General features: G+C 62.2%; 23 protein-coding genes. 13 read left to right on the top strand and 10 right to left on the bottom strand.

The features are described 5' to 3' along the window. Positions 1-5: 5 nt before the first annotated feature. The 5 genes from vioA to P0D68_RS20100 form a co-directional block, all read right to left on the bottom strand. Positions 6-1151 carry a dTDP-4-amino-4,6-dideoxy-D-glucose aminotransferase VioA gene (gene vioA, locus P0D68_RS20120; RefSeq protein ID WP_408299804.1) on the bottom strand — a complete coding sequence of 382 codons (1146 nt, stop codon included), beginning with the start codon at positions 1149-1151 and terminating at the stop codon, positions 6-8. Beyond that, positions 1148-3535: an O-linked N-acetylglucosamine transferase family protein gene (locus P0D68_RS20115; protein WP_408299806.1), complete on the bottom strand. Its 2388-nt coding sequence runs from the start codon at positions 3533-3535 to the stop codon at positions 1148-1150. The genes vioA and P0D68_RS20115 overlap by 4 nt, the downstream gene beginning before the upstream one ends. Before the next feature lie 275 nt (positions 3536-3810). Continuing rightward, positions 3811-4125 carry a flagellar protein FliT gene (gene fliT, locus P0D68_RS20110; protein WP_091797944.1) on the bottom strand — a complete coding sequence of 105 codons (315 nt, stop codon included), beginning with the start codon at positions 4123-4125 and terminating at the stop codon, positions 3811-3813. 3 nt (positions 4126-4128) lie between these two features. Then, positions 4129-5634: a flagellar filament capping protein FliD gene (fliD, locus tag P0D68_RS20105; RefSeq protein WP_408299808.1), complete on the bottom strand. Its 1506-nt coding sequence runs from the start codon at positions 5632-5634 to the stop codon at positions 4129-4131. A gap of 156 nt (positions 5635-5790) precedes the next feature. After that, complete coding sequence (locus P0D68_RS20100) at positions 5791-6939, bottom strand: flagellin (RefSeq protein ID WP_091797949.1); 1149 nt, start codon at positions 6937-6939, stop codon at positions 5791-5793. Positions 6940-7207: 268 nt separating this feature from the next. Here P0D68_RS20100 and P0D68_RS20095 point away from each other — a divergent pair, with 268 nt between their 5' ends. Beyond that, positions 7208-8149 carry an aldo/keto reductase gene (locus P0D68_RS20095; RefSeq protein ID WP_408299811.1) on the top strand — a complete coding sequence of 314 codons (942 nt, stop codon included), beginning with the start codon at positions 7208-7210 and terminating at the stop codon, positions 8147-8149. Between the two features lie 358 nt (positions 8150-8507). Continuing rightward, positions 8508-8720, top strand: coding sequence for a 30S ribosomal protein S21 (rpsU, locus tag P0D68_RS20090; protein ID WP_006050883.1), 213 nt, complete (start codon positions 8508-8510; stop codon positions 8718-8720). A gap of 239 nt (positions 8721-8959) precedes the next feature. On the opposite strand, the gene P0D68_RS20085 is transcribed toward rpsU, so the two are convergent. Further along, on the bottom strand, positions 8960-9556 hold the full coding sequence (locus P0D68_RS20085; RefSeq protein WP_408299813.1) for a DNA-3-methyladenine glycosylase I: 597 nt from the start codon (positions 9554-9556) through the stop codon (positions 8960-8962). A gap of 140 nt (positions 9557-9696) precedes the next feature. On the opposite strand from P0D68_RS20085, the gene P0D68_RS20080 reads away from it, so the two are divergent. Further along, positions 9697-10578, top strand: coding sequence for a glucosamine kinase nucleotide-binding domain-containing protein (locus tag P0D68_RS20080; RefSeq protein ID WP_408299814.1), 882 nt, complete (start codon positions 9697-9699; stop codon positions 10576-10578). Between the two features lie 132 nt (positions 10579-10710). After that, a complete protein-coding gene (locus P0D68_RS20075) occupies positions 10711-11532 on the top strand; it encodes a Cof-type HAD-IIB family hydrolase (RefSeq protein WP_091797962.1) in 822 nt (273 codons plus the stop codon). Between the two features lie 179 nt (positions 11533-11711). Here P0D68_RS20075 and P0D68_RS20070 read toward each other — a convergent pair whose 3' ends face one another. The 3 genes from P0D68_RS20070 to aqpZ all read right to left on the bottom strand — a co-directional run bounded on the left by P0D68_RS20070 (position 11712) and on the right by aqpZ (position 13893). Next, on the bottom strand, positions 11712-12023 hold the full coding sequence (locus P0D68_RS20070) for a PXPV repeat protein (RefSeq protein WP_408299817.1): 312 nt from the start codon (positions 12021-12023) through the stop codon (positions 11712-11714). Between the two features lie 286 nt (positions 12024-12309). Next, positions 12310-13005, bottom strand: coding sequence for a histidine phosphatase family protein (locus tag P0D68_RS20065; protein WP_408299819.1), 696 nt, complete (start codon positions 13003-13005; stop codon positions 12310-12312). 147 nt (positions 13006-13152) lie between these two features. Continuing rightward, positions 13153-13893, bottom strand: a complete 741-nt coding sequence (gene aqpZ / locus P0D68_RS20060) for an aquaporin Z (protein WP_091797972.1) — start codon at positions 13891-13893, stop codon at positions 13153-13155. A gap of 288 nt (positions 13894-14181) precedes the next feature. Between aqpZ and P0D68_RS20055 the strand changes: the two genes are divergently transcribed. Then, positions 14182-14484 carry an H-NS histone family protein gene (locus tag P0D68_RS20055; RefSeq protein ID WP_007179981.1) on the top strand — a complete coding sequence of 101 codons (303 nt, stop codon included), beginning with the start codon at positions 14182-14184 and terminating at the stop codon, positions 14482-14484. A 290-nt stretch (positions 14485-14774) separates the two neighbouring features. On the opposite strand, the gene P0D68_RS20050 is transcribed toward P0D68_RS20055, so the two are convergent. Next, on the bottom strand, positions 14775-15839 hold the full coding sequence (locus P0D68_RS20050; RefSeq protein WP_408299821.1) for a glycosyltransferase family 4 protein: 1065 nt from the start codon (positions 15837-15839) through the stop codon (positions 14775-14777). A gap of 712 nt (positions 15840-16551) precedes the next feature. Here P0D68_RS20050 and flhD point away from each other — a divergent pair. From flhD to P0D68_RS20010, 8 genes are all read left to right on the top strand, one after another. Further along, positions 16552-16872: a flagellar transcriptional regulator FlhD gene (flhD, locus tag P0D68_RS20045; protein WP_006050893.1), complete on the top strand. Its 321-nt coding sequence runs from the start codon at positions 16552-16554 to the stop codon at positions 16870-16872. A gap of 51 nt (positions 16873-16923) precedes the next feature. Next, complete coding sequence (flhC, locus tag P0D68_RS20040; RefSeq protein ID WP_091797981.1) at positions 16924-17484, top strand: flagellar transcriptional regulator FlhC; 561 nt, start codon at positions 16924-16926, stop codon at positions 17482-17484. Positions 17485-17698: 214 nt separating this feature from the next. Next, positions 17699-18559 (top strand): flagellar motor stator protein MotA, encoded by an 861-nt coding sequence (motA, locus tag P0D68_RS20035; protein WP_006050895.1) that lies wholly within the window; start codon positions 17699-17701, stop codon positions 18557-18559. A 21-nt stretch (positions 18560-18580) separates the two neighbouring features. Next, positions 18581-19588 (top strand): flagellar motor protein MotB, encoded by a 1008-nt coding sequence (motB, locus tag P0D68_RS20030; protein WP_091797984.1) that lies wholly within the window; start codon positions 18581-18583, stop codon positions 19586-19588. Between the two features lie 84 nt (positions 19589-19672). Further along, complete coding sequence (locus P0D68_RS20025; protein ID WP_408181625.1) at positions 19673-20050, top strand: response regulator; 378 nt, start codon at positions 19673-19675, stop codon at positions 20048-20050. A gap of 88 nt (positions 20051-20138) precedes the next feature. Further along, complete coding sequence (gene cheA / locus P0D68_RS20020; protein WP_408299824.1) at positions 20139-22445, top strand: chemotaxis protein CheA; 2307 nt, start codon at positions 20139-20141, stop codon at positions 22443-22445. Positions 22446-22508: 63 nt separating this feature from the next. Further along, positions 22509-23045: a chemotaxis protein CheW gene (locus P0D68_RS20015; RefSeq protein ID WP_091797992.1), complete on the top strand. Its 537-nt coding sequence runs from the start codon at positions 22509-22511 to the stop codon at positions 23043-23045. A 42-nt stretch (positions 23046-23087) separates the two neighbouring features. Beyond that, positions 23088-24947, top strand: a complete 1860-nt coding sequence (locus P0D68_RS20010; protein WP_408299827.1) for a methyl-accepting chemotaxis protein — start codon at positions 23088-23090, stop codon at positions 24945-24947. Positions 24948-25124: the final 177 nt, after the last annotated feature.

Below are 25124 nucleotides of genomic sequence, written 5' to 3'. Positions count from 1 at the left end.
GGCGTTCAGGTATCCGCGATGATCCCGATGATGCGATCGAGCATGTCGTCGGTCAGCGCCGGGAAAATCGGCAGACACAGTACCTGTTGTGCAGCGGCATGCGCGACCGGCAGATTGTCCTGACGCGCCGAAGGCAGGCCGCGATAAATCGGAAAGTCCGAGATCAGCGGATAGAAATAGCGGCGCGCGTAGATATTCTGGTCGCGAAACTTCTGATACAGCGCATCCCGGCTGATCGGATACTCCGGGCCGACGAGAATCGGAAAGTACGAGTGGTTCGCGACTTTCTGGCCTTCTTTGGGCAGGCAGCGGATACCGTGCACGTCGCGCAGCCGTTCGCGATAGATTGCGTCGATCCGCGCGCGCCGCGCCAGCGCTTCGTCGATATGCTGCAGTTGCAGCAGCCCGAACGCGGCGTTGATTTCGCTCATCTTGCCGTTGATGCCGGACGCAACCACGGTCACCTCATCGACGAATCCAAAGTTCTTCAGATGGTCGATGCGCTGTTTGGTCTTGGCGTCCTGGCAAATGATCGCGCCACCTTCGAAGGTGTTGAAGACCTTCGTCGCGTGGAAGCTCAGCACGGCGAGGTCGCCGTGTTCGAGCACACTGCCGGTTTCGGTCTGCACGCCGAAAGCATGGGCCGCGTCGTAAATCACCTTCAGATTGTAGTTGTCGGCGATCTTCTGGATCGCCTCGACGTCGCACGGCTTGCCGTAGCAATGCACCGGCATGATCGCGGTGGTCTGCGGCGTGATCGCGGCCTCGATCTTGGCGGGATCGAGATTGAGCGTATGCGGATCGACGTCGGCGAATACCGGTTTGATGCCGTTCCAGACCAGCGAGTGGGCGGTTGCCACGAACGAATAGGGCGTCGTGATCACCTCGCCGGTCACGCGCAGCGCCTGCAGCGCGGTGAGCAGCGCCAGCGTGCCGTTGGTGAACAGCGCAAGATGACGCACGCCGAGGTACTTGCACAGCGCCTCTTCGAACTGTTGATGAAACGGGCCGGCATTGGTGAGGATCTTGCTGTCCCAGATCTGTTGAAGATAGGGGATGAATTCTTCAAGCGGCGCAAGGTGCGGCTGGGTAACGTAAATGCGCTCGTCGATCTGCGGCTCGATGGCCCCAAGCGGTAAGGCTGCGTTCACTTGTTGTCCCCTGTCTTGGACGGCGCGGTGGCGTCGTCGGTGGCGGCGGTGGCTTCTTCTGCCGTTACTTCGAACGCGACGGGCGCTTGGTCGTCGCACCAGCGTTGCCACATGATTCGCAATGCGCGCGACAAGCCCGCGGCGACGACTTCAGGCCGGAATGCCGCCGAGGCCATGCAGCGCTCGCGCAAACCGGTGCGCAGTGCGGCGAGCGCCTCGATATCCGACGACAGCGCGACGCCCTTGGCGACGAAGTCCGCCTTATCGGTGGCGAGATACTGTTGCAGGCCGACGTGCGACATCCAGGTGGCGCCGGCGCGGCTCGGCAACGTGTCGCCTGCAATCGTCAAGGTCGGCACGCCCATCCACAGGGAATTCAGCACGGTGGTCGAACCCGTGTACGGGAATGTGTCGAGGCAGATATCGACGTGAAAATGCTGTTGCAGATAGACCGGAATGCTCGAGCGGCGGCGGAACATCAGACGCTCGCGCGAGATGCCTGCTTTGTCGAACCAGTCGAGGAGCAATTGTTCGTCCTCGTCGGTTGCAATCGCGCCCAGCAACATTCGCGACGACGGTTGCGCGTTCAGCAATTCCGCCCAGAGGGCGATCACGTCGGGGCGCAGTTTGTTGAGGCGGTTGAAGCTGCCGAACGTCACGTAGCCGTTGTGCATGGCCGGCAGGATGTTGACCGGCGGCGCGCTTTTTTCCGGCAGGAAGGGCGCGTTCGCGGGCAAATGGACGATCTTCTCGGAGAACATGCGTTCCGGCTCGCCGAACGGCACACCGAACCGGTCCACGAGGTAATAGTCCATCGCGCTCAGGCCGGTCGTGGCCGGGTAGCCGAGCCAGCTGACCTGGATCGGCGCGGGCTTGCGCGCGAACGTGAGAAGACGATTGCGGCCCGTGTGGCCGGACAGGTCGAACAGAATGTCAATTCTGTCGTCGCGGATCCGGTTCGCCAGGTGCGCGTCCGGCATGCCGGTGACCTGGTGCCATTCATGGGCGCACTTGCGCAGCAAATGGGTGTAGTCGTCTTCCAGGATGTGGTTGTTGTACACATGAAGCGAGACGCTGGCGTCGGTCGCGAGACGCTCCATGATCGGCAACAGATACGAGGCGACGGCGTGACGGAACAGGTCACCGGAAACGAGGCCGATCTTCAGCTTGCGATTCGGCGTGCGCTTGTTCACATGACGCGGCCACTGCGAACGCACCGGCGCTTCGTGCTGTTGCGCAAATTTAATGTGTTCGGCGAACAGCGTGTCCTGCTTGACTTCAGGATTGTGGGCGAGCGAAAACAGATAGTTGTCCGCCGCGATCGGGTCTTTCGGGTCTTTCTCCAGCGCGACGTAAAAGCTTTTCTCCGCTTCGCTCACCATGCCCAGATCGAGCTGCAACACGCCCAGTGTGTTGTACATGCCGGACGTGTCCGGCGCCAGTTCGATCGCGCGCCGGGCCGCAGCCAGACCTTCGGCCACTCGTCCCTGGTGAACCAGCGACATGCCGTAGATCCGTTGCGCTTCGGCGTAGGCCGGGTTGATCGCGATGATCGCGCGGCAGACTTCTTCGGCGTCCTTGTGCAAGCCTTTCAGTCGCAGCGTATCCGCGAGGACGGCGCGACTCTCCAGCTCTTCGGGCAGGAGTTCGGCAGCCTTGCGCAGCGGGATGAGCGCGTCGTCGTAGCGGCCCAGACGATGCAACGCAATCCCGAACCAGCGCCACGCGTTGCCGTCGGCGGGGAAGCGCTGGGTGAGCGTGCGAGCCAGTTTGACGGCGTCGGCGATCTGGCCTTTGTTGTAGAGCGACGTGAATCGCGAGGTTTCCTGCTGGCTTACGCGCCGTCCGGCTGCGATCGTGGACTTGCCGGCATCTGCGGTTGCTTCTGCGCCTTCGCTATTTGTTGGAGCGGCCGCGCTGCCGGCTGACTGCGGGTTCTGGGCTGCCACGGGCTGCGTCAGGACGATCTTGCCGGGATTCGCCATCCGCACGATCAGGCCGTCCACCGCCGGGCCCTTCAGTCCTTGCTTCTGCGCCATTTCCAGCGCGAGCCACGCGGCGGCGGTTTCACCGGCGTCGATCAACGCGCTGATATAAGCCGTCCAATACTGACCGTTTTGCGGTTGCTGACCTAGCGCCAGTTCGAAGCGGGGCAATGCGTCTTTGGGGCGGTCCGTTTGAACGAGCAGCACGCCAAGGTCGTAAAGCGCGTCCGAGTGCTGCGGTTTGGCGTCGAGGATCGCCAGATAGAGCGCTTCGGCGTCGTCGAATTCGCCCTTGTGGTGGTGCTCCAGCGCCGTTTGCAAAACGAGTGCGATGTCGTGCTCGAGCTGTTGTTCGGGCGTCAAGGGGTCAGCTGTCGGCTGCTCGTACAGGAGAGTCATGGTCTCAGCGCAGAATGGTCTATGACGGAAATTGTGCGACGGAGAGGGCGTTTCCGATGCTCGGAGATGACGGTAAAAAGGCCGCCTGTTTAGCGTATGGAGAGGGGGGCGGAAAGCCGGAAGACCAGCGGGGAAAAAGAAAAAAGCCCGCACGAGGCGGGCTGAGGGAACGAGCGCGCCTCACTTCGGCGCGTAGTTCTTATTATTCGGTCGGCCGGTCGAACCGGCTCTTACGGAGCGGATGCCGCATTGGGGCATGCCGCTTCGGGTGATTTTTAAAGGCGGGCCATGCGCTGATATTCGCCGGCGGCCTTGGTGCGCCCGATCGCCGCTTCAAACTCGGTATGCAGTTCGTTCTGGGTGACTGCCGCGTCGGCGACCAGGGCCGCGTCGATCGCCTGGATCTGGCGGATCATTTCCAGCGCGGCCGGCTCCTGCTCCGCGGTGAGCGACATCAGCAGCGGTGAGCGTGCTTCGGTCAGGCGGGCGGCTTCCGGCCAGTCGGCGAGCGACGCCGCCTGCTCGATTTCGCGCGTGATCGACAGCACGCGTTCGACCAGTTCCGTCTGATTCATGGTGTGCGCGTTCATTGCTTAGCCCTTGTTCGTGGCCAGCGCGCCCGCGCTGTTGGTGCCGCCGAACAGCGCGGTCAGGTACTGCGAATTGTTGTTCATGGTCGCCATCAACGTATTCAGGGCGGTGAACTGCGCCTGATACTGATTCGTCAACTGTGTCGTGTAGTCGGCGAGCGCGGTTTGTTGCGTGGTGATGCTCTTCAGGTCGGCATTGAGCGCGGTATTACGCGTGTCGATGATGCCGCCGGTCTGCGTGAACGTGGTGATGCTGGAGTTCAACTGCTCGGCAATGCCGTTGGTCGAGTTGAAGAGCGATGCGACCGTGGCCGGACTGCTCGTCAGCGCGGTATTCAGCGCGGTATTGTCGACCACCAGCGTGCCGTCCGCCGGATCGTCCTTCAGCGAGATACCGATCGCCGCCAGCGTGGTGCCGGTGCTACCCGAGCCGACCGAACCGCCGATGATGGTGGCCAGCGTGTTCTTGATCGTCTGCAGCGTGGAGTCGCCGAGCAGCGGACCTTGCGAGGACGAGCCGGAGCTGAACGAGGTGAGCGTGGACATCGTCGTGACGACGGTGTTGTAGAGGCTCACGAAATTATTGATCGCGGTGTTCTGCGAGGTGGTGTCGGCCGCAATGGTCAGCGTCTGCGTGGTGCCGGCGGATGCGGACGTCAGGTTCATCGTGACGCCCGCAATGGCGCTCGTCACCGCATTGGTCGAACTGCTGGCCGCGATCCCGCCCACGGTGAACTCCGCGTCCTGGGCAAAACCGCTCTGCGTCCAGGCGCTCCCCGCGTTGGCCGAGGTGATCGTCGACTGGCCGCCGGTGGTGCTGGCGGTCGAGGTCACGCCGAGGCTCGACAGGCCGTTGTCGGTCGTGATGTTGCTGGTCGTGACGTTGATGACGTTCGCTGCCCCCGTGTTCGCCGCGCGCAGCACGAGGTGGGCGCCGTCCGTGCCGGTCACGATGGTCGCCGTGACGCCGGGGTTGCTGCTGCTCGCGTTGATCGCCGAAGCGATGCCCGAGAGCGTGTTGTTGGTGCTATCGACGTTGATATCCATCGACTTGCCGCCCAGCGAAATGGAGAGCGTGCCGGTGCCCAGTTGTGTCGTGGAGCTGAAGGCCGCCGACGACAAGGCTTGCGAGCTGGCAATCTGCGTCACGGCGACCGAGTAGCTGCCGGCCACGGCGCCGACGCCGGCGGTCGCGGTCAAGCCGGTGCCGCTCGCGGTGGCCGCGAACGTCGACAGCGTGGTGCCGTTGGCGAGATTCGTGATGCCCGACTGCAGTGCGCTCAGCGCCGAGCTTAGTGCGCCGTAGGCGGACAGCGTGGTGTTGTCGGTGGTTTGTCGTGCCGCCAGAGCCGCGGTTTGTCCTGCGGTCTTCGCGTTCACGAGCGCCGTGACGAGCGTCGACACGTCCATCGACGAATTGCCCGTCGAGCCGCTGATGATCGATTGAGCAGCCGACTGCAGCGCGGCGTTGGCGCTTGCTGTAGAAGACGAGGTTGAGATCGAGGACATGCAGAGGCTCCGGGCGTCTGGAAATCTGTATTGGGTGGTGCGCGATGCTACATCACTGCGTGATGGAAATGCACAGCGGGAGGCATGCCTCCCGTCGTTTGAAACCGGCGATGCGCCCCGCTTGCGCGCGACGCATCGCCGTTACTGCGTCAGCTCTTACTGCAGGAGCTTCAGAACTTGCTGCGGGTTCGAGTTAGCTTGCGCCAACACCGAGATACCAGCTTGCTGCAGCACTTGCGCCTTGCTCAGGTTCGCCGTTTCTTGTGCGAAGTTGGCGTCCGTGATTTGCGACTGTGCCGACGACAGGTCGGTCGATTCAGCTTGCTGCGACGTCGAGATTGCCGTGAAGCGGTTTTGCGCGGCGCCCAGTGCAGCTTGCAGCGTGTTCACGGTCTGCAGTGCGTTGTCGATCGAGACCATTGCTTCGTTCGCGCCGGTGACCGTGCTGATGTCGAGGCCCGAAACCGTCGGCGGGTTGTTGATCGCATTGATCTGTGCGATCGATGCGGTCGCGACGCCGGAAGCCGTTGCGCCCATCGCCGTGGCGAGCGTGGCGTTCAGCGTCAGGTTGGTGATTGCCGTGCCCGTACCCGATGCCGTACCGGCCGAGAAGATGTTGGACACTGCGCCCGACGAGATTGCCTGGTTGTTCTGGTCGGTGAAGGTGTAGCCACCCTTGCCGTCCGACAGCACGTTGACCGACGTGATCGTCGCGCCGGTGCTGGTGTACGTGCCGGTCGCGTCCGTGTTGACGGCGATCGTGCCAACCGTTTGACCCGTTTGCACCAGGCCGCCACCGATCTTCGCTGCCGACATCGATTGGCTCAGGTCCAGGCTGATCGTCTGACCGACGTTCGCGCCGACCTGGAACGTCACGCTGCCTGCCGAGCCGTCCAGAATGTTCGTGCCGTTGTAGGTCGTTTGCGAAGCGATACGGTTCACTTCAGCGATCTGCGCCGAGACTTCCTTCTGCAGAGCTGCCTGGTCGCTCGACGACAGCGAACCGGTCGATGCTTGCACGGCCAGCTGGCGGATACGTTGCAGGCTCGAGGTCAGCGACGACAGTGCGCTCGATGCGGTTTGAATCATCGACACGCCGTCGTTCGCATTCGACACGCCCTGGTTCAGGCCGTTGATCTGCGTTTGCATACGCGTCGAGATTGCCAGACCTGCTGCGTCGTCAGCCGCGCTGTTGATGCGCTTGCCCGACGACAGGCGGGTGATGGCTTGCGAAAGGGCGCTTTGCGAGCCATTAAGGTTTTGCTGTGCAACCAGCGAGTTGATGTTGCTATTGATTCCGAGCATGGAAAATCTCCTAAATAAGCCTTGAGCCCAATACGCCACGTTGGCATCGGCGGAAGCACTCGTTCATTGCTGGCCGCCTCAGTGAAGGTTGACGGCGTCCCTAAAAAAAACTTGAGGAACTTTGTGCAATGGCGTGCCAAACGTTTTCCATGCCGGTTTATTGCAATGTCGCTGAAAGCCGCTTGCAGCCTTGCTCTGCGGACCCACTGCAGGTATTGAAAAGTCGGCGTATTCTCTTTTCTCTCTTGTGACAAACCCTGGAAAAATCATGCAAAAGCGCAGAATCGGACGTTCGGAATTACAGGTCGCGCCGCTGATGTTCGGCGGCAATGTTTTCGGCTGGACCGCCGATGAAGCCACCTCGTTTTCGATTCTTGATGCATTTGTCGATGCCGGTCTCGACTTTATCGATACCGCCGATGTCTATTCCGCATGGGTGCCTGGCAATCAGGGCGGGGAGTCGGAAACCATCATCGGCAAGTGGTTCCGTCAGAGCGGCAAGCGCGACAAAATAGTGCTCGCCACCAAGGTCTCGAAGCATCCGCAGCGCAAGGGGTTGTCGGCGGCCAACATCCAGGCGGCGGTCGAGGATTCGCTGCGGCGCTTGCAAACCGATTACATCGATGTCTACTTTTCTCACGACGACGACTCCGAAACGCCGCTCGCCGAAACACTGGGCGCGTATCAGAAGCTGATCGAGGCGGGGAAGGTGAGGGTGATCGGCGCGTCGAACTACACTGGCGCGCGTATCGAGGAGGCGCTCGCGGTGTCCCGCCAGCACGGGTTGCCCGAATATCAGCTGCTGCAGCCGGAATACAACCTGTATGACCGCGCGGACTATGAGCGCGACATCGAACCGGTGGCGCTCGCCAATCAGCTTGGCGTGGTGGTGTACTACAGTCTTGCAAGCGGATTTCTGTCGGGCAAATACCGGTCGCGGGCGGATCTGGCCAACAAGGCGCGCGGCAGCCGGGTCGAAAAATACTTGAACGAGCGCGGTTTGCGCATTCTCGCCGCGCTGGACCGGATCGCGGAGGCGCACGGCAGCACGCCGGCCACTGTCGCGTTGGCATGGCTGATCGCGCGGCCCAGTGTTACGGCCCCTATTGCCAGCGCAACATCGGTCGACCAGCTCAAAAGTCTCGCGGCAGCCGTCCACCTGATGCTGACAGGCGCAGATATCCGCGAACTGGACGAAGCGAGCGCCTGAGGCGCAAGTGACCTGGCGCAATCGCTAAACCCCTGGTAGGATGGAGAGTTTCCTGATATCATCGGGAGTGAATTGAGATCTTTGCCTGTTTCGTCAATGCTTTTCTGTTGATGAAAGGTTGGCGAAACGGCAGCAGACGCGGCTTTTGCATGTTGTCTGTCCGCGTTCCGCGGTGAACTCCCCACCTCTCTTTTCCGGCCTCCGTGGCCGCTTTGCCTCTCGTTTCAATCGTGGTTTGGCCGGGTTCTGCCCGCGTTTGCCTGTTACTGGCCATGAATTGGAACGACCGGAGGGCCGGCGCGTGAGCGGTATGCCGCCACGCAATTTACCCCTATCAAGTGATTGAGTTAGGAATTACATGACGACGATTCTTCTGAAAGAAAACGAGCCGTTCGAAGTGGCGATTCGCCGCTTTCGTCGCGCAATCGAAAAGAATGGCCTGATCGCTGAACTGCGTGAGCGCCAATCGTACGAAAAGCCGACCACGGCACGTAAGCGCAAGAAGGCTGCTGCTGTGAAGCGCCTGCACAAGCGCCTGCGCAGCCAGATGCTGCCGAAAAAGCTGCACTAAGCACGCTTTTTCCGCACGGCCGAACGGCGGTGTGAGCTTCGAAAGAAGCCACATCGCCGTTTTGCTTTTTGGGGCCTTTTTCTAGCATTTTTGTGGTCTCTTCTTGGGCCTTTGATGCCCGTTCGTTGCTGGGGCACTCAGTCACGGGCGGGGCAACGCCGTTACGGGGCACGGTCGTGAATGGCGGACGGTGTGCGCCAGGCGCGCAAACGCAGAAGCGCAGAAGCGCCTGCCCTGCCTTACCCCGCTTTGCGATTCCGTCCTTTCTTGCCGAGTGCCGCGCATCGCGCCCGGCACATGCAACTCGCCTCGTGGTCGTTGACCATGCCGACCGCCTGCATGAACGCGTAACAGATCGTCGAGCCGACGAACTTGCAGCCATAGCGCTTCAGCCCCTTGCTCAGCGCGTCGGAAATGTCGGTCGACGCGGGAGCCTGCTTGTACGAAGCCCAATCGTTCTGGATCGGCGTCTGATCGACGAAGGACCAAACGAAATTGGCGAGCGAGCCGTGCTCGGCCTGTATCTGTTGGACCGCCCGAGCGTTGTTAATGGCAGCTTCGATCTTGCCGCGATGACGCACGATGCTTTCGTCTTTCACCAGGGCATCGACGTGCTTCGGCGTAAAGCGCGCAACCTTGTCGATGTCGAAGTCGGCAAAAGCGCGGCGGTAGCCGGCCCGCTTGTTGAGAATCGTCGACCACGACAACCCTGCCTGAGCGCCCTCCAGCACCAGCATCTCGAACAGATGCTGGTCATCGCGCGAGGGCACGCCCCATTCGGTGTCGTGATAGTGTGCGAGCGCCTCGCTCGATACCCAGTTGCATCGCTGTGTCACTGTCGCGCTCCTGTATTGTGATGTCGCTCGCCAGCATAGCCGAAGCCGTGCGCACTGCAAGTTGGCCGTTCGGCCGATTGCGGGATTGAAACTGACCTGCCACGCTACGCGTTATTCACCCACTGAACTCACTCGACTCCATGAGCAAAGACTTCTTTCTGATCGGCATCGACGGCGGCGGCAGCGGCACGCGCGTCGTGCTCGGCGACGCACAAGGCCGCGAGCTGGCGCAGGCGGCAAGCGGGCCGTCTGGCTTGGGGCTCGGCGTCGAACGTGCTTGGCAGGCCATTGCGGCCGGCTGCGGCGAAGCATTTGCAAGCGTCGGCATGGCGCTGGACTGGTCGCGCTGCGTGCTCGGCTGCGGACTGGCGGGCGTCAATAATCGCGACTGGCTGAGCGCGTTTCGCGCTCAGGCTCCCGCGGTCGCCGGACTCGCCGTGGAAAGCGACGCCTATACCACCCTGCTGGGCGCGCACGCCGGCGCGCCTGGTGTGATCGTTGCGCTTGGCACCGGCAGCGTGGCGGCCGTGCTGGATAGCAATGGCGAATGCCGTTCGGTCAGCGGCTACGGCTTTCCCTCGGGCGACGAAGCAAGCGGCGCATGGCTCGGGCTGCGGGGCATCGTGCATGCACAACATGCGCTCGACGGTCGCGGCCCCAACGACGATTTCGCGCAGGCGCTGATCAGCCATACCGGCGCGCATGACCGCGACAGTCTCGTCGTGTGGCTTTGCGAAGCCAATCAGACAGCTTATGCGAGGCTCGCGCGGATCGTCGTCGCCAATCGCACGCATCCGTTCGCGGCGCGGTTGCTCGGCGAGGCCGGCGCGGAAGTGGGCAAGATGATCGCCGCGCTGGATCCCTCGGCGAGCCTGCCGGTCGCGTTGTGCGGCGGCCTCGGCGCGCCGTTGCGTGAGTACGTGCCGCAGATCTATCAGGCGCGTTTGCGCGAGCCGCTGGCCGATTCGGCGCACGGCGGATTGCAACTGGCGCAGCGCGAAGCGGGCCGCGTCGGCGGCTAAAAACGGCAGCTAGAAACAGCGGCACGCGGCGCGCTCGCGGGCGAGACCCGTCGGGCATGGCTGGCGCGTTTCCGGTGAGCGCGGCTGGCAACGGTAAAATACGCACTTCGACGCTGCCCGACTGCTCACACCATGTACAAAGTTATCGCCACGGATCTCGACGGCACGCTGCTCAACGCCGATCACCAGGTGGACCCGTTCACGGTCGCCACCGTGCGTAAGCTCGAGAGCGACGGCCTGCGGTTCGTGATTGCAACGGGCCGCCATTATTGCGACGTCGCCGGCATCCGCGACGTGCTCGGCATCAATCCGTATCTGATCACGTCGAATGGCGCGCGCGTCCACTCGCCGGACAACACGGTGATCCATGCCGACGACCTGCCTTCCGCTATCGTGCAACGGTTGGTGCAGCCGGAAATCGCCGGCGCTCATGGCCGCGTGATCGTCAATCTGTTCGCCGATCAGGCCTGGCTGATCGACCGCGACGCACCGCATCTGCTGAAGTTTCATCAGGACTCGGGCTTCACCTATGAGGTGACCGATCTGCCGAAGCACGACGGCGCCGACATCGCGAAGGCCCTCTACATTGGCGAGCCCGCCGATCTTGCACAGGTCGCGGCGAACCTCGCTCGTGAATTCGGCGACGCCCTTTACGTGACCTACTCGCTGCCGGACTGCCTGGAAGTGATGACGGCGAACGTGTCGAAGGGACGCGCGTTGCAGATCGTGCTCGAACGCGTGGGCGTGGATGCCTCGCACTGCGTGGCGTTTGGCGACAACATGAACGATATCGATCTGCTGGAAACGGCCGGCCATCCGTTCATGATGAACAACGCCAATCCCGATCTCATGACGCGCCTGCCGAACGTGCCGCGCATCGGCAACAACTTCGAAGCCGGCGTCGCGCATCATCTGCGCAAGCTCTTCTCGCTCGACGACGAATTGACGTCCTGATCCGAAATGGAAACGGCCCGCATCCGGTTTGATGGATGCGGGCCGTTTCTTCGCGCGAGCCTTTGTGCGCTTGCGGCCGCGATTAACGGCGCTGCGGGCAACGCAGAGGCGCTGCGTGTTTCCCGTTGATCAGCGCCGGCCAACTGCTTTGTTAGCTGCCGCCCGCGGACTCAAGGCGATCAGCCGTGCCATCCGCCGCGACGGTCACCATGGTCGCCCCGGTCGTCGTGGCCCCAGCCACGACCATTGTGATTCCAGTTGCGATCATATCGATGGTCGCCCCGATAGTAGTCGCCGCGGTCGTAACGGTGGTCCCAGCCGCCGTTGCCGTAATACACCGGCTGCGGTGCGGCATAGACGGGAGCCGGGCTGGCATAAACCGGTGCGCCGAGCGACAGGCCGATGTTCAGATCCGTATGCGCTTGCGCGACACCGCATGCGCCCGCTGCGAGTCCTGCGGCAACCAGCAAGTGAGTGACGATGCGTTTCATGTTTGTTCTCCTGTGAGGCGACGTATGTTTGTCGCACAGGACCAATCTACGCATTCCGGCCGGTAGGAACTGCGACGAGATGTTACGGACTGCAAGCATCGTCGCGGGGATTGAAACGTGCGCACGGCGGGATTCGGGTGCGGGACGTGTCACGCGTTGCCTGGTCAAAGCCCCGCCATATAAGGGCGTGCGCTCCATTGAGCCGATTCAGCGGACGGTCAGCGCCACGTTCGGCCCAAATCAAGCGGCCGCAGTGGTAATTGCGGCTTACATCTGTATTACCCGATTAATCTGCCGCACTAGCGGAAGGCGCCGATGCAGCCGCCGACGACGCCCCCGGCAGCGACGCGCAAGGGCAGTCGGTCGCGCGTCCGTCCAATCCTTGCCGATCATGTTTGAAACTCGCCCGCGCGCTGCCGTTTTGCCAGCTGAGGCGAACAATGTAAATGCTGTCGAAGTCGTCGCTCTTCCAGTTCGGGACATCAGCGGCGTTACCGCCGTGCGCGCTTAGCATCTGGCGCAATAGCTTCACGATCAGTTTGTGTTCCCACGCTACGACGATCAGCTTGTTTCGATTGGCCGGATTGACCAGTGCGGTGCCAAGCTGGTCGATCTGCGCGAAACCATATGGCGTTTGCACAGGCATCTGGAACTGGATGGCGGTTGGCTCGATCGTCGCCAGTGGCCGGATGTAGTAGTAGGGCTTGCCGCTGTCGTCTTTTTGCTGGCCGGGATCGGGGGCGTAGATTGCGTCCGGCTTGCCGAACTTGGCAGCGATCACCGCCGGCAGCGCCAGCGCCCGGTTGAGTCCCTGGCAGTTGAGCTGGCCGTAGCCTTGAGCCGGTTTCTCACCGTGCCGTACGAACACAAGCGTTTCAACGTCGCTGTCGGCCGCATGCGCGACGGGTAGCGCCGACAGACCCGCGCACAGGCCGCCGACGGAGAGTGCGACGCCATGCAGAAATCCGCGGAAACGCTTCATAGGTAACACCTGTGCGAGCTTGGAAGGTCGCACGATTCTAGCAGCGGCGCTCGCGTGCGCCATTGGCGCGCTGTCACGGTGCCTGCGATAGCCAAACAGAACGGGCGCCGCAGCGCCCGCTTTGAATGCCTGAATTACCGCGCGTTGTCAGTCGAGCGCGAGCTTTTGAGAATTACCGCCGCGGCTCTCGGCGAGGGCCGGATACAACACGCCGGCGACCACCGCGCCGAGAACCGGCGCAAGCCAGAACAGCCACAACTGATCCACCGCCGCACCGCCGACGAACAGCGCCGGGCCGGTGGAGCGCGCCGGGTTGACCGACGTATTGGTCACCGGGATCGAGATCAGGTGAATCAGCGTGAGGCACAGACCGATGGCGATCGGCGCGAAGCCGGCAGGCGCACGCTTGTCGGTCGCGCCTAGAATGACGAAGAGGAAGAAGCCGGTCATCACCACTTCGCAAATGAATGCCGCGGCGAGCGAGTAATGACCCGGCGAGCGCTCGCCGTAACCATTGCTGGCAAAACCGCTGGCAACGAGGTCGAAGCCAGGCTTGCCCGATGCAATCAACGACAGCACCAGCGCACCCAACACCGCGCCGATCACCTGCGCGACGATGTACGGCAGCAGATCGCGAGCCGGAAAGCGGCCGGCGACGGTCAGGCCGACGCTCACCGCGGGATTCAGGTGACAGCCGGAAATGTGGCCGATTGCGTAAGCCATTGTCAGTACGGTCAGGCCGAAGGCGAGCGACACGCCCACGAACCCGATGCCCAGACCGTGAACCGGGCCGGCGAAATTGGCGGCGAGGACAGCGCTGCCACAGCCCCCCAGCACGAGCCAGAAGGTGCCGAACAATTCGGCAGCGAGGCGTTTTGACAACTGCATGATTGGTAATCCTAAAAAAATGACGTTTCCGCTAGCACGCACGGCTAAGTCCGGATGCCATGCCTTGAGCGCGCAATTCTAGGGAAAGGTTGCCAATTCGGGTGTCAAGAATTGTCAATGTGGCATCGTGCTTACCTATTATTGCGAGATAAAGAGGGGGTTTAACAATTCATTCGTGTTAATAATTATCAGAGGATATCTCGCTAAATCGGTATTCTTGTCCATTGCGAATTTTTATAATTGCAGTTAGTCTGCGAGCCAATGAGTTCTAAAAAGGGGAGAACCGGAATGTCTCAATATGCAGACCTCAAGGCGCAGATCGCCAAATTGCAGGCACAGGCAGAAGAAGCGCGGCGTACCGAAATCGACAACGTGGTCGCCGACATCCGCCAAAAGATCGCTGAATACGGTCTCACGGCTCAAGATTTAGGCTTTGCCGTCGCTGCCAAGCGCGGCCGCCCGCCCAAGAAGGCGCCGCTGCCGGCGAAATACCAGGACCCAAAATCGGGAAATACGTGGAGCGGGCGTGGCAAACCGCCCAAGTGGATCGTCGGCAAGAATCGCGAGCGCTTTCTGATTGGCGCGGCTTGAGTCGATTGCCGCTAGAGACGAAAGCCAACTGAAGGTTATTGGCACTCCGGCTTTATTGGTTGAGCGCTAATCCGCGATGGAAGCGCATCCATACCCGTATTAAAAAAGCCGCCCTTGAGGGGCGGCTTTTTTGGACAAGAAGCGGGATAAGTGGGATTTGCCGTTCGCGCAAACGATTCACACGACGAAATGACCCGCTATTCATCTGCAAATCGGAATCGGCACATGAGGCGGATTCGAACACTCGAGCGGCCGAGCGCATAAATTGCCACGGCCGCTCGAATGCCGCGTTAGCCCACCGCGACTTGACGCAGCACCGGGCGGCGCGTGGCTTCGATCAGCGCCGAATAGCCATCCACATAATTCTGCGCCATGGTCTTCGAGCTGAAGCGGCGTTCGAACTGGGCGCGGATTTCGGTGCGCGACAGTTCGTCCAGGCGTTGCAGCGCCGCGACCGCTCCTTGTACGTCCTCAACGATATAACCCGTCACGCCGTGGTCGATCACTTCCGGCACGGAGCCGCGGTTGAAGGCGATCACCGGCGTGCCGCACGCCATCGATTCGATCATCACGAGGCCAAACGGCTCCGACCAGTCGATCGGGAACAGCAGCGCCTTCGCGCCGGAGAGAAACTCGGGCTTCTGCGCCTCATTGATCTCGCCGACGAATTCCACGTGCGCTTGCGACAGCAGCGGCTCGATCTCCCGTTTGAAATATTCCTGGTCGGCCTTGTCCACCTTGGCGGCGATCTTCAGCGGCAAACCGCTTTGTGCAGCGATCTTGATGGCTGTATCGACGCGCTTCTCAGGGCAAATACGGCCGAGGAACGCCAGGTATTCCGGCTTCTTGTGCGTTTGCGGCGTCAACAGCTGTTCCGGCAAGCCGTGATAAATCGTGTTGAGCCAGTTCGCTTGCGGCAGCGGCGCACGCTGCGAATCGGAAATGGACACCACCGGCACGTCCGAGAACGCGTCGAATACCGGTTGCAGTTCCGGCAAGTCGAGGCGGCCGTGCAGCGTCGTCACGAACGGCGTGTCCATCGTGGTAAAAAGCGGGAACGGCATGTAGTCGAGGTGGAAATGCAGCACGTCGAACTCGTGCGCGACCTTTCGCACCTTCTCCATCATGAGGATGTGCGGAGCCAGCGCGTCGCGGATCGTCGGATCGAGGCGCAGCGCACGAGGCCAGCAGGCGTCGAGGTTCGCGGAGGTGACCGAGTCGCCGCTCGCAAACAGCGTGACGTCGTGGCCGAGGCCGACCAGTGCTTCGGTCAGATACGATACGACGCGTTCGGTACCACCGTAGAATTTCGGCGGGACGGCCTCATACAACGGCGCAATTTGTGCGATTCGCATGCGTTTTCTCCTAATCAGATCGGCATCGCACAGCGGCGCTCGAGTAGAGCGAGGAGTGAATGCCTGACGGACGGTTGGGCGCGGTAAGCCGCCGCCCGGGGGTGTTCCGAACCTGCATCGGGTAATCCCTTAGCTTCATTATCGGGATCGACCGCGCGAATTCGAGTTATTTTTCAAACGCTTAACGTTGTTACAGCGCGAAACATGCGTCGTTACAGGTCGTCTGGAAGGCAGTCCCGATAATTGAGAGCGAAACCCGGCCGTTTTATTCGAACGCAGCGCTTTCTATGAGCAATCCGCGGGCCCGCCCGTCCGAGCGCGGCGCCTACACTGGGCGGATTACGCGGAAGTGAAAACGTCTTATAATTCGGCCTTACCGCAGCAACGGTGCGGAGCGTGAGTTAACCAGGCTCACCCTTCGGCCTCATTCCGCATCACCTCAGGCAGTCATTCAACGCGCATAGCCGTCCAGACTGCGCGTCAATAAGTCCTCCTCAGCCCCTTCCTTACACGACTTTGTAGGAACAATTCCTACATGAATGACGGATTTATCCGTCAACAAGGCTGGGTGTCTATCCGATTTTCGTCCGCTCCCCCTTTCGACACAATGCTCGCAAGACCAGAAACGAGCCGATTCGTGCGGTTTAAGCGCGCGCGTCCGAGCAAACGTTTTCGTAACGGCCTGACCAGCCAGATACACCCCGGGGGAATCATGAGCGCGACAAGCGAAATGCTCAATGAGATCAGAGAAGTCAACCTGTCTTATCTCCTGCTCGCACAGCGACTGCTGCGCGAAGACAAGCCGATGGGCATGTTTCGCATGGGGATTTCGGACCAGTTAGCCGATGTGCTCGCCAATCTGTCGTTGGCGCAGACCGTCAAGCTGGCGGCGTCCAATCAGGTGTTGTGCCGTTTCCGTTTCGACGACCATGCCGTGCTGTCCGCTCTGGCGGACAAAGGCAAATCCAGCGCCGTGGCACAGGCGCATTCCGCGATCCTGATGGCAAGCCAGCCGGTCGAGCAGCTCGGCTGATGGCACGTTGTATTCAAAGCCGAATAATCAGGACCGGGGAAACGCCAACGGATGGCCTATAAAAGTGTTGTGCTCGAAGTCAGGGAGATCACCCTGGCCATTGAACTGATCGAGCTTGGCGCGCGTTTGCAATTGCTGGAAGCCGAAACCAGTCTGTCGCGCGACCGCCTGATCAAGCTGTACAAGGAATTGAAAGGGGTCTCGCCGCCCAAAGGCATGCTGCCGTTTTCGACCGACTGGTTCATGACCTGGCAGCCGAACTTTCACTCATCGCTGTTCTACAACATCTACCGTTTCATGGCCGGACACGGCGGTTGCCTGACGATCCAGTCGATCGTGAAGAGCTACCGGCTCTACCTGGAGCACGTCCGGTTGCACGACGACGAGCCCGTGCTCAGTCTCACGCGCGCGTGGACGCTGGTGCGCTTTTTCGACTCCGGGATGCTGCAAATGACCGCCTGCTGCCGCTGCGGGGGACGTTTTGTCGCACACGCGCACGATCCGCAGCACGCGTTCGTCTGCGGACTGTGCCAGCCGCCCTCGCGCGCCGGTAAGACAAAGAAATCTGCCGACGCCCGGGCCCGCGAAAGCCTCGCCGCCCTCGAAGCTTGACCCGCAAGGCGGCCGCGCAAGTGCGGTCCGCCGTCCGCGTCCCATCGGGCGGGCCTTCCAGCCCGCTCGCCCAAGGCCCGATTGAACCGGGCCGCTGACCTCGACCTCTGGTTTACACCGGATCGCCGAGCCACATTTCCACCAAAGTTTTCTGTTCCTTTGCCGTAAACCTGAATAACGACGGTCACCGTCGCTTCTTTGTGAGGGCTCGGCAGTGCTGATTTTCGTGGGAACACTCGTGACGCTTTTGTCCGTTTTCGGCGGTTACGCGCTGGAAGGCGGCCATCTCGGCGCGCTGCTGCAGCCCGTTGAAGTGCTGATGATCGTGGGCGCTGGCGTCGGCGCGTTCATTCTCGGTAACGGAATGAAGACGATTAAGGCGACGCTGCGCGTCATTCCGACCCTGTTCAAGGGCGCGAAGTACAACAAGGACGTCTATATGGAGCTGATGGCGCTCCTCTACGTCCTGCTGGCCAAGGCGCGCAAGGAAGGCACGCTGACGCTGGAAGCGGACATCGACGATCCGTCGAAGAGTCCGATCTTCACCCAATACCCGAAGATTCTTGCCGACCATCACATCATCGAATTCCTCACCGACTACCTGCGTCTGATGGTGGGTGGCAACATGAACGCGTTCGAGATCGAAAGCCTGATGGACGAGGAGATCGAGACGCACCACCAGGAAGGCGAGGCGCCCGCGCATGCGCTGAACAAGGTCGGCGACGCCATGCCGGCGTTCGGTATCGTGGCCGCGGTGATGGGCGTGGTGCACACCATGGCCTCCGCCGACAAGCCGCCCGCGGTGCTCGGCGAGATGATCGCCCAGGCGCTGGTCGGCACCTTTCTCGGCATTCTGCTTTCTTACGGGTTGATCGGGCCGCTCGCGAGCGTCGCCGAACAGCGCGTGACCGAGTCGACCAAGATGTTCCAGTGCATCAAGGTGACGATTCTGGCCAGCCTGAACGGTTACGCGCCGGCGATCGCCGTCGAGTTCGGCCGCAAGGTGCTCTTCTCGACCGAACGCCCGTCGTTCGCCGAGCTGGAAGAGCACGTGCGTCGCGTCAAGGCCAAGTAAAGGCCACCGGAAACCGAACCCATGAGCAAGGACAAAGACCGCGCCATTGTCGTCAAGCGCGCCGCGCCGAAGAAAGCCGGCCACCATGGCGGCGCCTGGAAGCTCGCGTATGCGGACTTCATGACCGCGATGATGGCGTTCTTCCTGCTGATGTGGCTGCTGAGTTCGGCGTCCACCGTGCAGTTGAAGGGCATTGCCGATTACTTCAATCAGCCGCTGAAGATCACGCTGTGGGGCGGTGACCGCAGCGCGGAGGATTCGAGCATTCTGAAGGGCGGCGGCCGCGACATTTCGACCGACGCGCAGGGCGTGACGCGCTCCAGCGACGGAGCGAACAACCGTTCCGAACACACCGCAGTGCACGGCAGCGAAGAGTCGATGAAGCAGTTGCAGGGCGAGTTGGAGCGTCGCGAGCAGGTTCGCCTGCACGATCTGCAGGTCAAGCTGATGGCCGCGATCGAAGCGAATCCGGTGCTGCGCCAGTTCAAGCAGCAGATCCGCATCGATTCGACGCTGACCGGCTTGCGCATCGAAATCGTCGACTCGCAGAAGCGGCCCATGTTCGCGACCGCGAAAGACCAGGTCGAGCCGTATATGCGCGACATCCTGCGCGAAATCGGCCACACGCTGAACGACGTGCCGAACCGCATCATCGTGCAGGGACACACCGACGCCGCGCAATACGCGGGCGGCGAGAAGGGCTACAGCAACTGGGAATTGTCCGCGGACCGCGCCAATGCGTCGCGCCGCGAACTGATCGCCGGCGGCATGGATGAAGCGAAGGTGATGCGCGTGCTCGGCCTCGCGTCGACGCAAAACCTGAACAAGGCGGACCCGATGGATCCGGAGAATCGCCGCATCAGCATCATCGTGTTGAACAGGAAGTCGGAGGACGCGCTGAATCACGACGATTCCACCACGACGACCTTGTCGGACGACGCAGCCGGCTCCAAGCCGCTGCTGCAAAAGCTTGCGCAACCGGTAACGGTTGCCCCGAAGTTGCCGGCGGTAGCGCCGGCGGCCCAGTAACAGACAGCGATCGTTCCGCTGGCTCACGCGCCCTGCCGGCGCGGAGCGCGGGGCGATCCATAGCGTAGGTGCAGCGAGGTTTTCATGATCAGGCACATCCTGGCAATCGACGATTCGGCATCGATGCGGCAGATTCTCGCCGCCACGTTGACGACGGCCGGCTATGAGGTGACGCTCGCCGCGGACGGCAACGAAGGGCTCGAAAACGCGCTCGCCATGTCGTTCGATCTCGTGCTGACCGATCAGCACATGCCGGGCAAGACCGGTCTCGATCTGATCGCCGCGCTACGCAACAACCCGGCTTACCAGGCCACGCCCATCCTCGTCCTCACGACGGAATCGGGCGAGCCGTTCAAGGAAGCGGCGCGGGCTGCGGGCGCGACCGGCTGGATCGAAAAGCCGCTCGACCCGGACATGCTGACCGAACTGGTGGCGGCGTTAGCCGAGCCAGATCACGCATAAGCACCACTCATAGACCCAGTTATAGAAGCTCTCGACGCGGCGGCACGGTAGCCCACGCCTAGACAGGAACTCTCGCGGTGACCCAGGCATGACACTCGACATCACTCAGTTCTATCAGACGTTTTTCGACGAAGCGGACGAACTGCTCGCGCAGATGGAGCAGTTGCTGCTCAATCTGGATATCGCGCATCCGGACCCCGAAGACCTCGCGGCCATTTTCCGCGCGGCGCATTCGATCAAGGGCGGCGCGGCGACGTTCGGCTTTACCGCGCTGACGGAAACGACCCACATTCTCGAATCGCTGCTCGATCGCGCGCGCAATAACGAACTCGTGCTGCGCAAGGACATGATCGACACGTTCCTCGAAACCAAGGACGTGCTGTCGGGCCAGTTGGCCGATTACCGCGCGAGCGCCGAGCCGGATGCGGCGACCGCTCGTGCGATCTGCGCGAAGCTCGAACGGCTGCACAAGGAAAGCGCCGAAGGCGGCGCGCCCGCCGCAGCCGCAGCCGTGGCACCAGTTGCAGTAGAGGCAAATCAGGGAGGGTCCGCGCCGGAGCACGTCGTCGAACAGGCGGTGCAGGCAGCGGGTGGATGGACTGACGGCGAACCGGCACAGACCGGGCAAGCCGCGGGTGCCGGCGGTGCAAATGACAGCGCCGGTCCCCATCTGAAAATTACGCTACGGGGCGTTGGTGAGAAGGACCAGGAACTGCTGGCCGAAGAGCTCGGCAACCTGGGCAACATTGTCGGGCAGGTCAAGAGCGGCGGCGATTTGACGCTGTGGCTCGCGACCGATGTGACCTCCGACGACATCATCGCCGTGTGCTGTTTCGTGATCGACGAAAGTCAGATCGTGATCGGCCGCGGCACCGCACCGGCGGATGAGACGCAGCAAGGCGAACCTGGAACGCCCGACGCTGCCGATTCGTCCCCGGCGCAAGCAGTACCGGCCCATCAGGCGGAACACGCAGCATCGCCGGCACCGGCTGCCGGCACCGCTGCACCCGCTTCGGCGGCCACGCACGGCCTGTTCGACGCACCGGCCGCGCCGGCGTCTGGCGCGGCTCAACCCGCGGCGGCTGGCGCAGCGGCGCCGGCTCAGGCAGCAGCAACTCAAGCCGCAACGACACAAGCAGCAAGCGCGGCCGCGCCCGCCGAGCACGACCGCAAGGCGGCACGTCCGGCTGCGGCGGCAGGCGGCGCGGAAGGCAGCTCGATTCGCGTCGGCGTGGAAAAGGTCGATCAGCTGATCAACCTGGTCGGCGAACTGGTGATCACGCAAGCCATGCTCGCGGAAACCACCAGCACGTTCGACCCGGCGTTGCACGACCGGCTCTTCAACGGCATGGCGCAGCTCGAACGCAATGCGCGGGATCTGCAGGAAGCAGTGATGTCGATCCGCATGATGCCGATGGATTACGTGTTCAGCCGCTTCCCGCGTCTGGTGCGCGATCTGGCGGCGAAACTCGGCAAGGAAGTGGAACTCGTCACCTTCGGTCAGGCGACCGAACTCGACAAGAGCCTCATTGAACGGATCATCGATCCGTTGACTCACCTCGTGCGCAACAGTCTCGACCACGGCATCGAAACCGTGGAAGCGCGGCGCGCGGCGGGCAAGGATTCGACCGGCCAGCTGGTGCTGTCGGCGGCGCATCACGGCGGCAACATCGTCATCGAAGTGAGCGACGACGGCGCGGGCCTGCGCCGTGACAAGATTCTCGCGAAGGCGGCCAAGCAGGGCATGCAGGTCAGCGAGACCATGTCCGACGAAGAAGTCTGGAACCTGATCTTCCTGCCGGGCTTCTCGACGGCGGAACAGGTCACGGACGTGTCGGGCCGCGGCGTCGGCATGGACGTGGTGAAGCGGAACATCCAGTCGATGGGTGGTCACGTGGAAATCACCTCGCACGCCGGCAAGGGCAGCACCACGCGCATCGTGTTGCCGCTCACGCTGGCGATTCTCGACGGCATGTCGGTCAAGGTCGGCAACGAGATCTTCATTCTGCCGCTGAACTTCGTGATGGAGTCGCTGCAACCCCAAGCCGAAGATATTTACACGGTGGCCAACGGCGAGCGTGTGGTGCGGGTGCGGGGTGAATATCTGCCGCTCGTGGCGTTGCACGAAGTGTTCAACGTCGAAGACGCGAAGCAGGAGCCCACGCAAGGCATCGTCACCATCATGCAAACCGAGGGGCGCCGCTTTGCGATGCTGATCGACGAACTGGTGGGCCAGCAGCAGGTGGTCGTGAAGAATCTGGAAACGAACTACCGCAAGGTGCACGGCATTTCCGCCGCGACCATTCTCGGCGACGGCAGTGTCGCGCTGATCGTCGACGTGGCCGCGTTGAACCGCGAAACGCGCAACGCGCATGGCGCGATGAGCCTCGCATGATGCCGGTCAAACTCGTCTCGACTCTTAATCAACTCATTTCATCCCAACCGTTTGGGGGCTAACGTGGCAGAAGTCCAATCCATCAATTCGAGCGTCGCTAACGCGAACGGTACGACTGGCCGGCGCGACGTGCAGCAGGCAGACGCCGGCGGTCAGGAGTTCCTCGTCTTCACGCTCGGCGCCGAAGAGTACGGCATCGACATTCTCAAGGTGCAGGAAATCCGCGGCTACGACAACGTGACGCGTATCGCCAATGCGCCCGAGTTCATCAAGGGCGTGATCAATCTGCGCGGCATCATCGTGCCGATCGTCGACATGCGCATCAAGTTCCATCTGGGCCGTGTCGAGTACGACCACCAGACGGTGGTGATCATCCTGAACGTCGCGCACCGCGTGGTCGGGATGGTGGTGGACGGCGTGTCGGACGTGCTGACGCTCGCCACCGACCAGATCATGCCCGCGCCGGAATTCGGCGCCACGCTGACGACCGAGTACCTCACGGGGCTGGGCACCGTCGACGGCCGCATGCTGATCCTGATGGACATCGAGAAGCTCATGACCAGCCGCGAAATGGCGCTGATCGAAACGCTCGGCGTCTAACGGCGGCAGCCTTCACGAACGATTGGGATAGGGAGCATCGAAATGTTGAGCAGGTGGTCGATTCGCACGTCGTTGACGATGGTGGGGATCATTCTGGTCGCGCTGACCGTAACGGTCGGCGTACTTGGGCTGAGCGCGTTGAATCGCGCGAGTCAATCGCTCGACCGCATTGCGCGCGGCGATCTGGTCGCCATTCACGCGCTCGACGATGCCTCGGCGTATCTGCTGCGCTCGCGCCTCGCGGTCGACCGCTTCAACACATTGTCCGCCGCGGGCAACGCGGACGAAGCGAAGAAAGCGATCGAACGGGCGCAGGAGTTGCTGACCAAGGGCAACCAAAGCTGGCAGAGCTATCTCGACGCACCGAAGCCCGGCGTCGATCAGGCGCTGCTCGACGACGTTATCGCCAAGCGCATGAGCGTGATGCGCGAAGGCGTCGACCCGGAGTTCGCGGCGTTGAATGCGAACGACATGGCCGCCTACCACGCGATTGCCGATACGAAAATCAGCCCGATGTTCATCGCTTATGACGCGGCGGCGGCGGCGGTCATCAAGGGCTTGCAGCAAAGCGCCGTGGATCAGCAGGCGAGCGCGCAATCGAACATCTCGCTGATGACCACGCTGATCATCGCCATCACCGCGCTCGCGCTGCTGATGGTGGTGGGTATCCGTTTCGCGCTGCGCGGCCTGATCGTGCAGCCGCTCGCCGACGCGACGGCGTGCTTCGAGCGCATTGCTTCGGGCGATCTGTCCGAGACGATCAACGTATTCAGCAGCAATGAAATCGGGCGGTTGTTCGCGGGCATCAAGCGCATGCAGGACAGCATGTCGACGATGGTGAAAGCGGTTCACAGCAGCACGGAATCGATCGACACCGGCGCCCGCGAAATTGCGATGGGCAACACCGATCTCTCACAGCGCACCGAACAGCAGGCTGCCTCGTTGCAGGAAACCGCGTCGAGCATGGAGCAATTGACCGGCACCGTGCGGCAGAACGCCGAGAACGCGCGTCAGGCGAGCCAGCTGGCGGTCAACGCGTCCGATATCGCCACGCGCGGCGGCGACGTGGTGAGCCAGGTCGTCACGACCATGCAGGATATCGCGAGCAGCTCGAACAAGGTCGTCGACATCATCGGCGTGATCGAAGGTATTGCCTTCCAGACCAATATTCTCGCGTTGAACGCGGCAGTCGAAGCGGCGCGTGCCGGCGAACAGGGCCGCGGCTTTGCCGTGGTGGCCGGCGAAGTGCGCAGCCTCGCGCAGCGCAGCGCCAGTGCCGCGAAGGAAATCAAGGAACTGATCGGCGACTCGGTCGACAAGGTGCAAAGCGGCTCGGCGCTGGTCGGCCGCGCGGGCACCACGATGGATGAGATCGTGCAGGCCGTGCGCCGTGTGACCGACATCATGGGTGAAATCAGCGCGGCGTCCGAGGAGCAATCGGGCGGCATCGAACAGGTGAATCGCGCGGTCGTGCAGATGGACGAAGTCACGCAGCAGAACGCGGCGCTGGTCGAACAGGCGGCGGCCGCGGCTGCTTCGCTCGAAGATCAGACGCGCCAATTGCAGGCGGTGGTGAACGGCTGGAAAGTGGCCGGCGGCCCGGCGGTGCGCGGCAGCGCAGCGGTACGTCCGCACACGGCGCAGCCTCGCGTCACCGGCAGCAAGAGCAAGCCGGCCGCCAAAGCCGCGCCGCAGACGTCCGCGCACGGCGCAGCGCATCCGGTTGCGGCTACGGCGGCAACGAACACCGCGCAGGCGTCGGTCAATCACGATGCAGGCTCGGCACGCGTCGAACCGGCGCTCAAGCCGAAGCCGGCCCGTGCGCCATCCGAATCCGCAGCACGTCCGGCCGCCGTCAGCGCGGCCACGGCAAGCTCGGACGCGGACTGGGAAACATTCTAGGAAGTGGCACAAAGACATGCAGTCATTCGACATCTCGCTCCATGAGGGGCGAATCATCGAAGCACGCTTTAGCAGCGTGTCGCGGGCCGACTGCGTGTTGCCAGAACTCGCGGGCGGGCGCGACCCCGCGAACACAATCCCTTCTTCTCAGGCAAACGGCCTGGGCGGAAAGCGGGA

Origin of the sequence: Paraburkholderia sp. RL17-380-BIE-A (genome assembly GCF_046028085.1) — a bacterium.
GTDB lineage: Bacteria > Pseudomonadota > Gammaproteobacteria > Burkholderiales > Burkholderiaceae > Paraburkholderia.
The sequence above is the reverse complement of the archived record's forward strand: the minus strand, read 5'-3'. Positions and strand labels throughout refer to the sequence as shown.

What these genes read in the sequence shown, in the direction of transcription:
- P0D68_RS20115 (WP_408299806.1), bottom strand. Translation starts at nt 3,535, where the DNA reads ATGACTCTCCTGTACGAGCAGCCGACAGCTGACCCCTTGACGCCCGAA.
- fliT (WP_091797944.1), bottom strand. Translation starts at nt 4,125, where the DNA reads ATGAACGCGCACACCATGAATCAGACGGAACTGGTCGAACGCGTGCTG.
- fliD (WP_408299808.1), bottom strand. Translation starts at nt 5,634, where the DNA reads ATGTCCTCGATCTCAACCTCGTCTTCTACAGCAAGCGCCAACGCCGCG.
- P0D68_RS20100 (WP_091797949.1), bottom strand. Translation starts at nt 6,939, where the DNA reads ATGCTCGGAATCAATAGCAACATCAACTCGCTGGTTGCACAGCAAAAC.
- P0D68_RS20095 (WP_408299811.1), top strand. Translation starts at nt 7,208, where the DNA reads ATGCAAAAGCGCAGAATCGGACGTTCGGAATTACAGGTCGCGCCGCTG.
- rpsU (WP_006050883.1), top strand. Translation starts at nt 8,508, where the DNA reads ATGACGACGATTCTTCTGAAAGAAAACGAGCCGTTCGAAGTGGCGATT.
- P0D68_RS20080 (WP_408299814.1), top strand. Translation starts at nt 9,697, where the DNA reads ATGAGCAAAGACTTCTTTCTGATCGGCATCGACGGCGGCGGCAGCGGC.
- P0D68_RS20075 (WP_091797962.1), top strand. Translation starts at nt 10,711, where the DNA reads ATGTACAAAGTTATCGCCACGGATCTCGACGGCACGCTGCTCAACGCC.
- P0D68_RS20070 (WP_408299817.1), bottom strand. Translation starts at nt 12,023, where the DNA reads ATGAAACGCATCGTCACTCACTTGCTGGTTGCCGCAGGACTCGCAGCG.
- P0D68_RS20065 (WP_408299819.1), bottom strand. Translation starts at nt 13,005, where the DNA reads ATGAAGCGTTTCCGCGGATTTCTGCATGGCGTCGCACTCTCCGTCGGC.
- aqpZ (WP_091797972.1), bottom strand. Translation starts at nt 13,893, where the DNA reads ATGCAGTTGTCAAAACGCCTCGCTGCCGAATTGTTCGGCACCTTCTGG.
- P0D68_RS20055 (WP_007179981.1), top strand. Translation starts at nt 14,182, where the DNA reads ATGTCTCAATATGCAGACCTCAAGGCGCAGATCGCCAAATTGCAGGCA.
- P0D68_RS20050 (WP_408299821.1), bottom strand. Translation starts at nt 15,839, where the DNA reads ATGCGAATCGCACAAATTGCGCCGTTGTATGAGGCCGTCCCGCCGAAA.
- flhD (WP_006050893.1), top strand. Translation starts at nt 16,552, where the DNA reads ATGAGCGCGACAAGCGAAATGCTCAATGAGATCAGAGAAGTCAACCTG.
- flhC (WP_091797981.1), top strand. Translation starts at nt 16,924, where the DNA reads ATGGCCTATAAAAGTGTTGTGCTCGAAGTCAGGGAGATCACCCTGGCC.
- motB (WP_091797984.1), top strand. Translation starts at nt 18,581, where the DNA reads ATGAGCAAGGACAAAGACCGCGCCATTGTCGTCAAGCGCGCCGCGCCG.
- P0D68_RS20025 (WP_408181625.1), top strand. Translation starts at nt 19,673, where the DNA reads ATGATCAGGCACATCCTGGCAATCGACGATTCGGCATCGATGCGGCAG.
- cheA (WP_408299824.1), top strand. Translation starts at nt 20,139, where the DNA reads ATGACACTCGACATCACTCAGTTCTATCAGACGTTTTTCGACGAAGCG.
- P0D68_RS20010 (WP_408299827.1), top strand. Translation starts at nt 23,088, where the DNA reads ATGTTGAGCAGGTGGTCGATTCGCACGTCGTTGACGATGGTGGGGATC.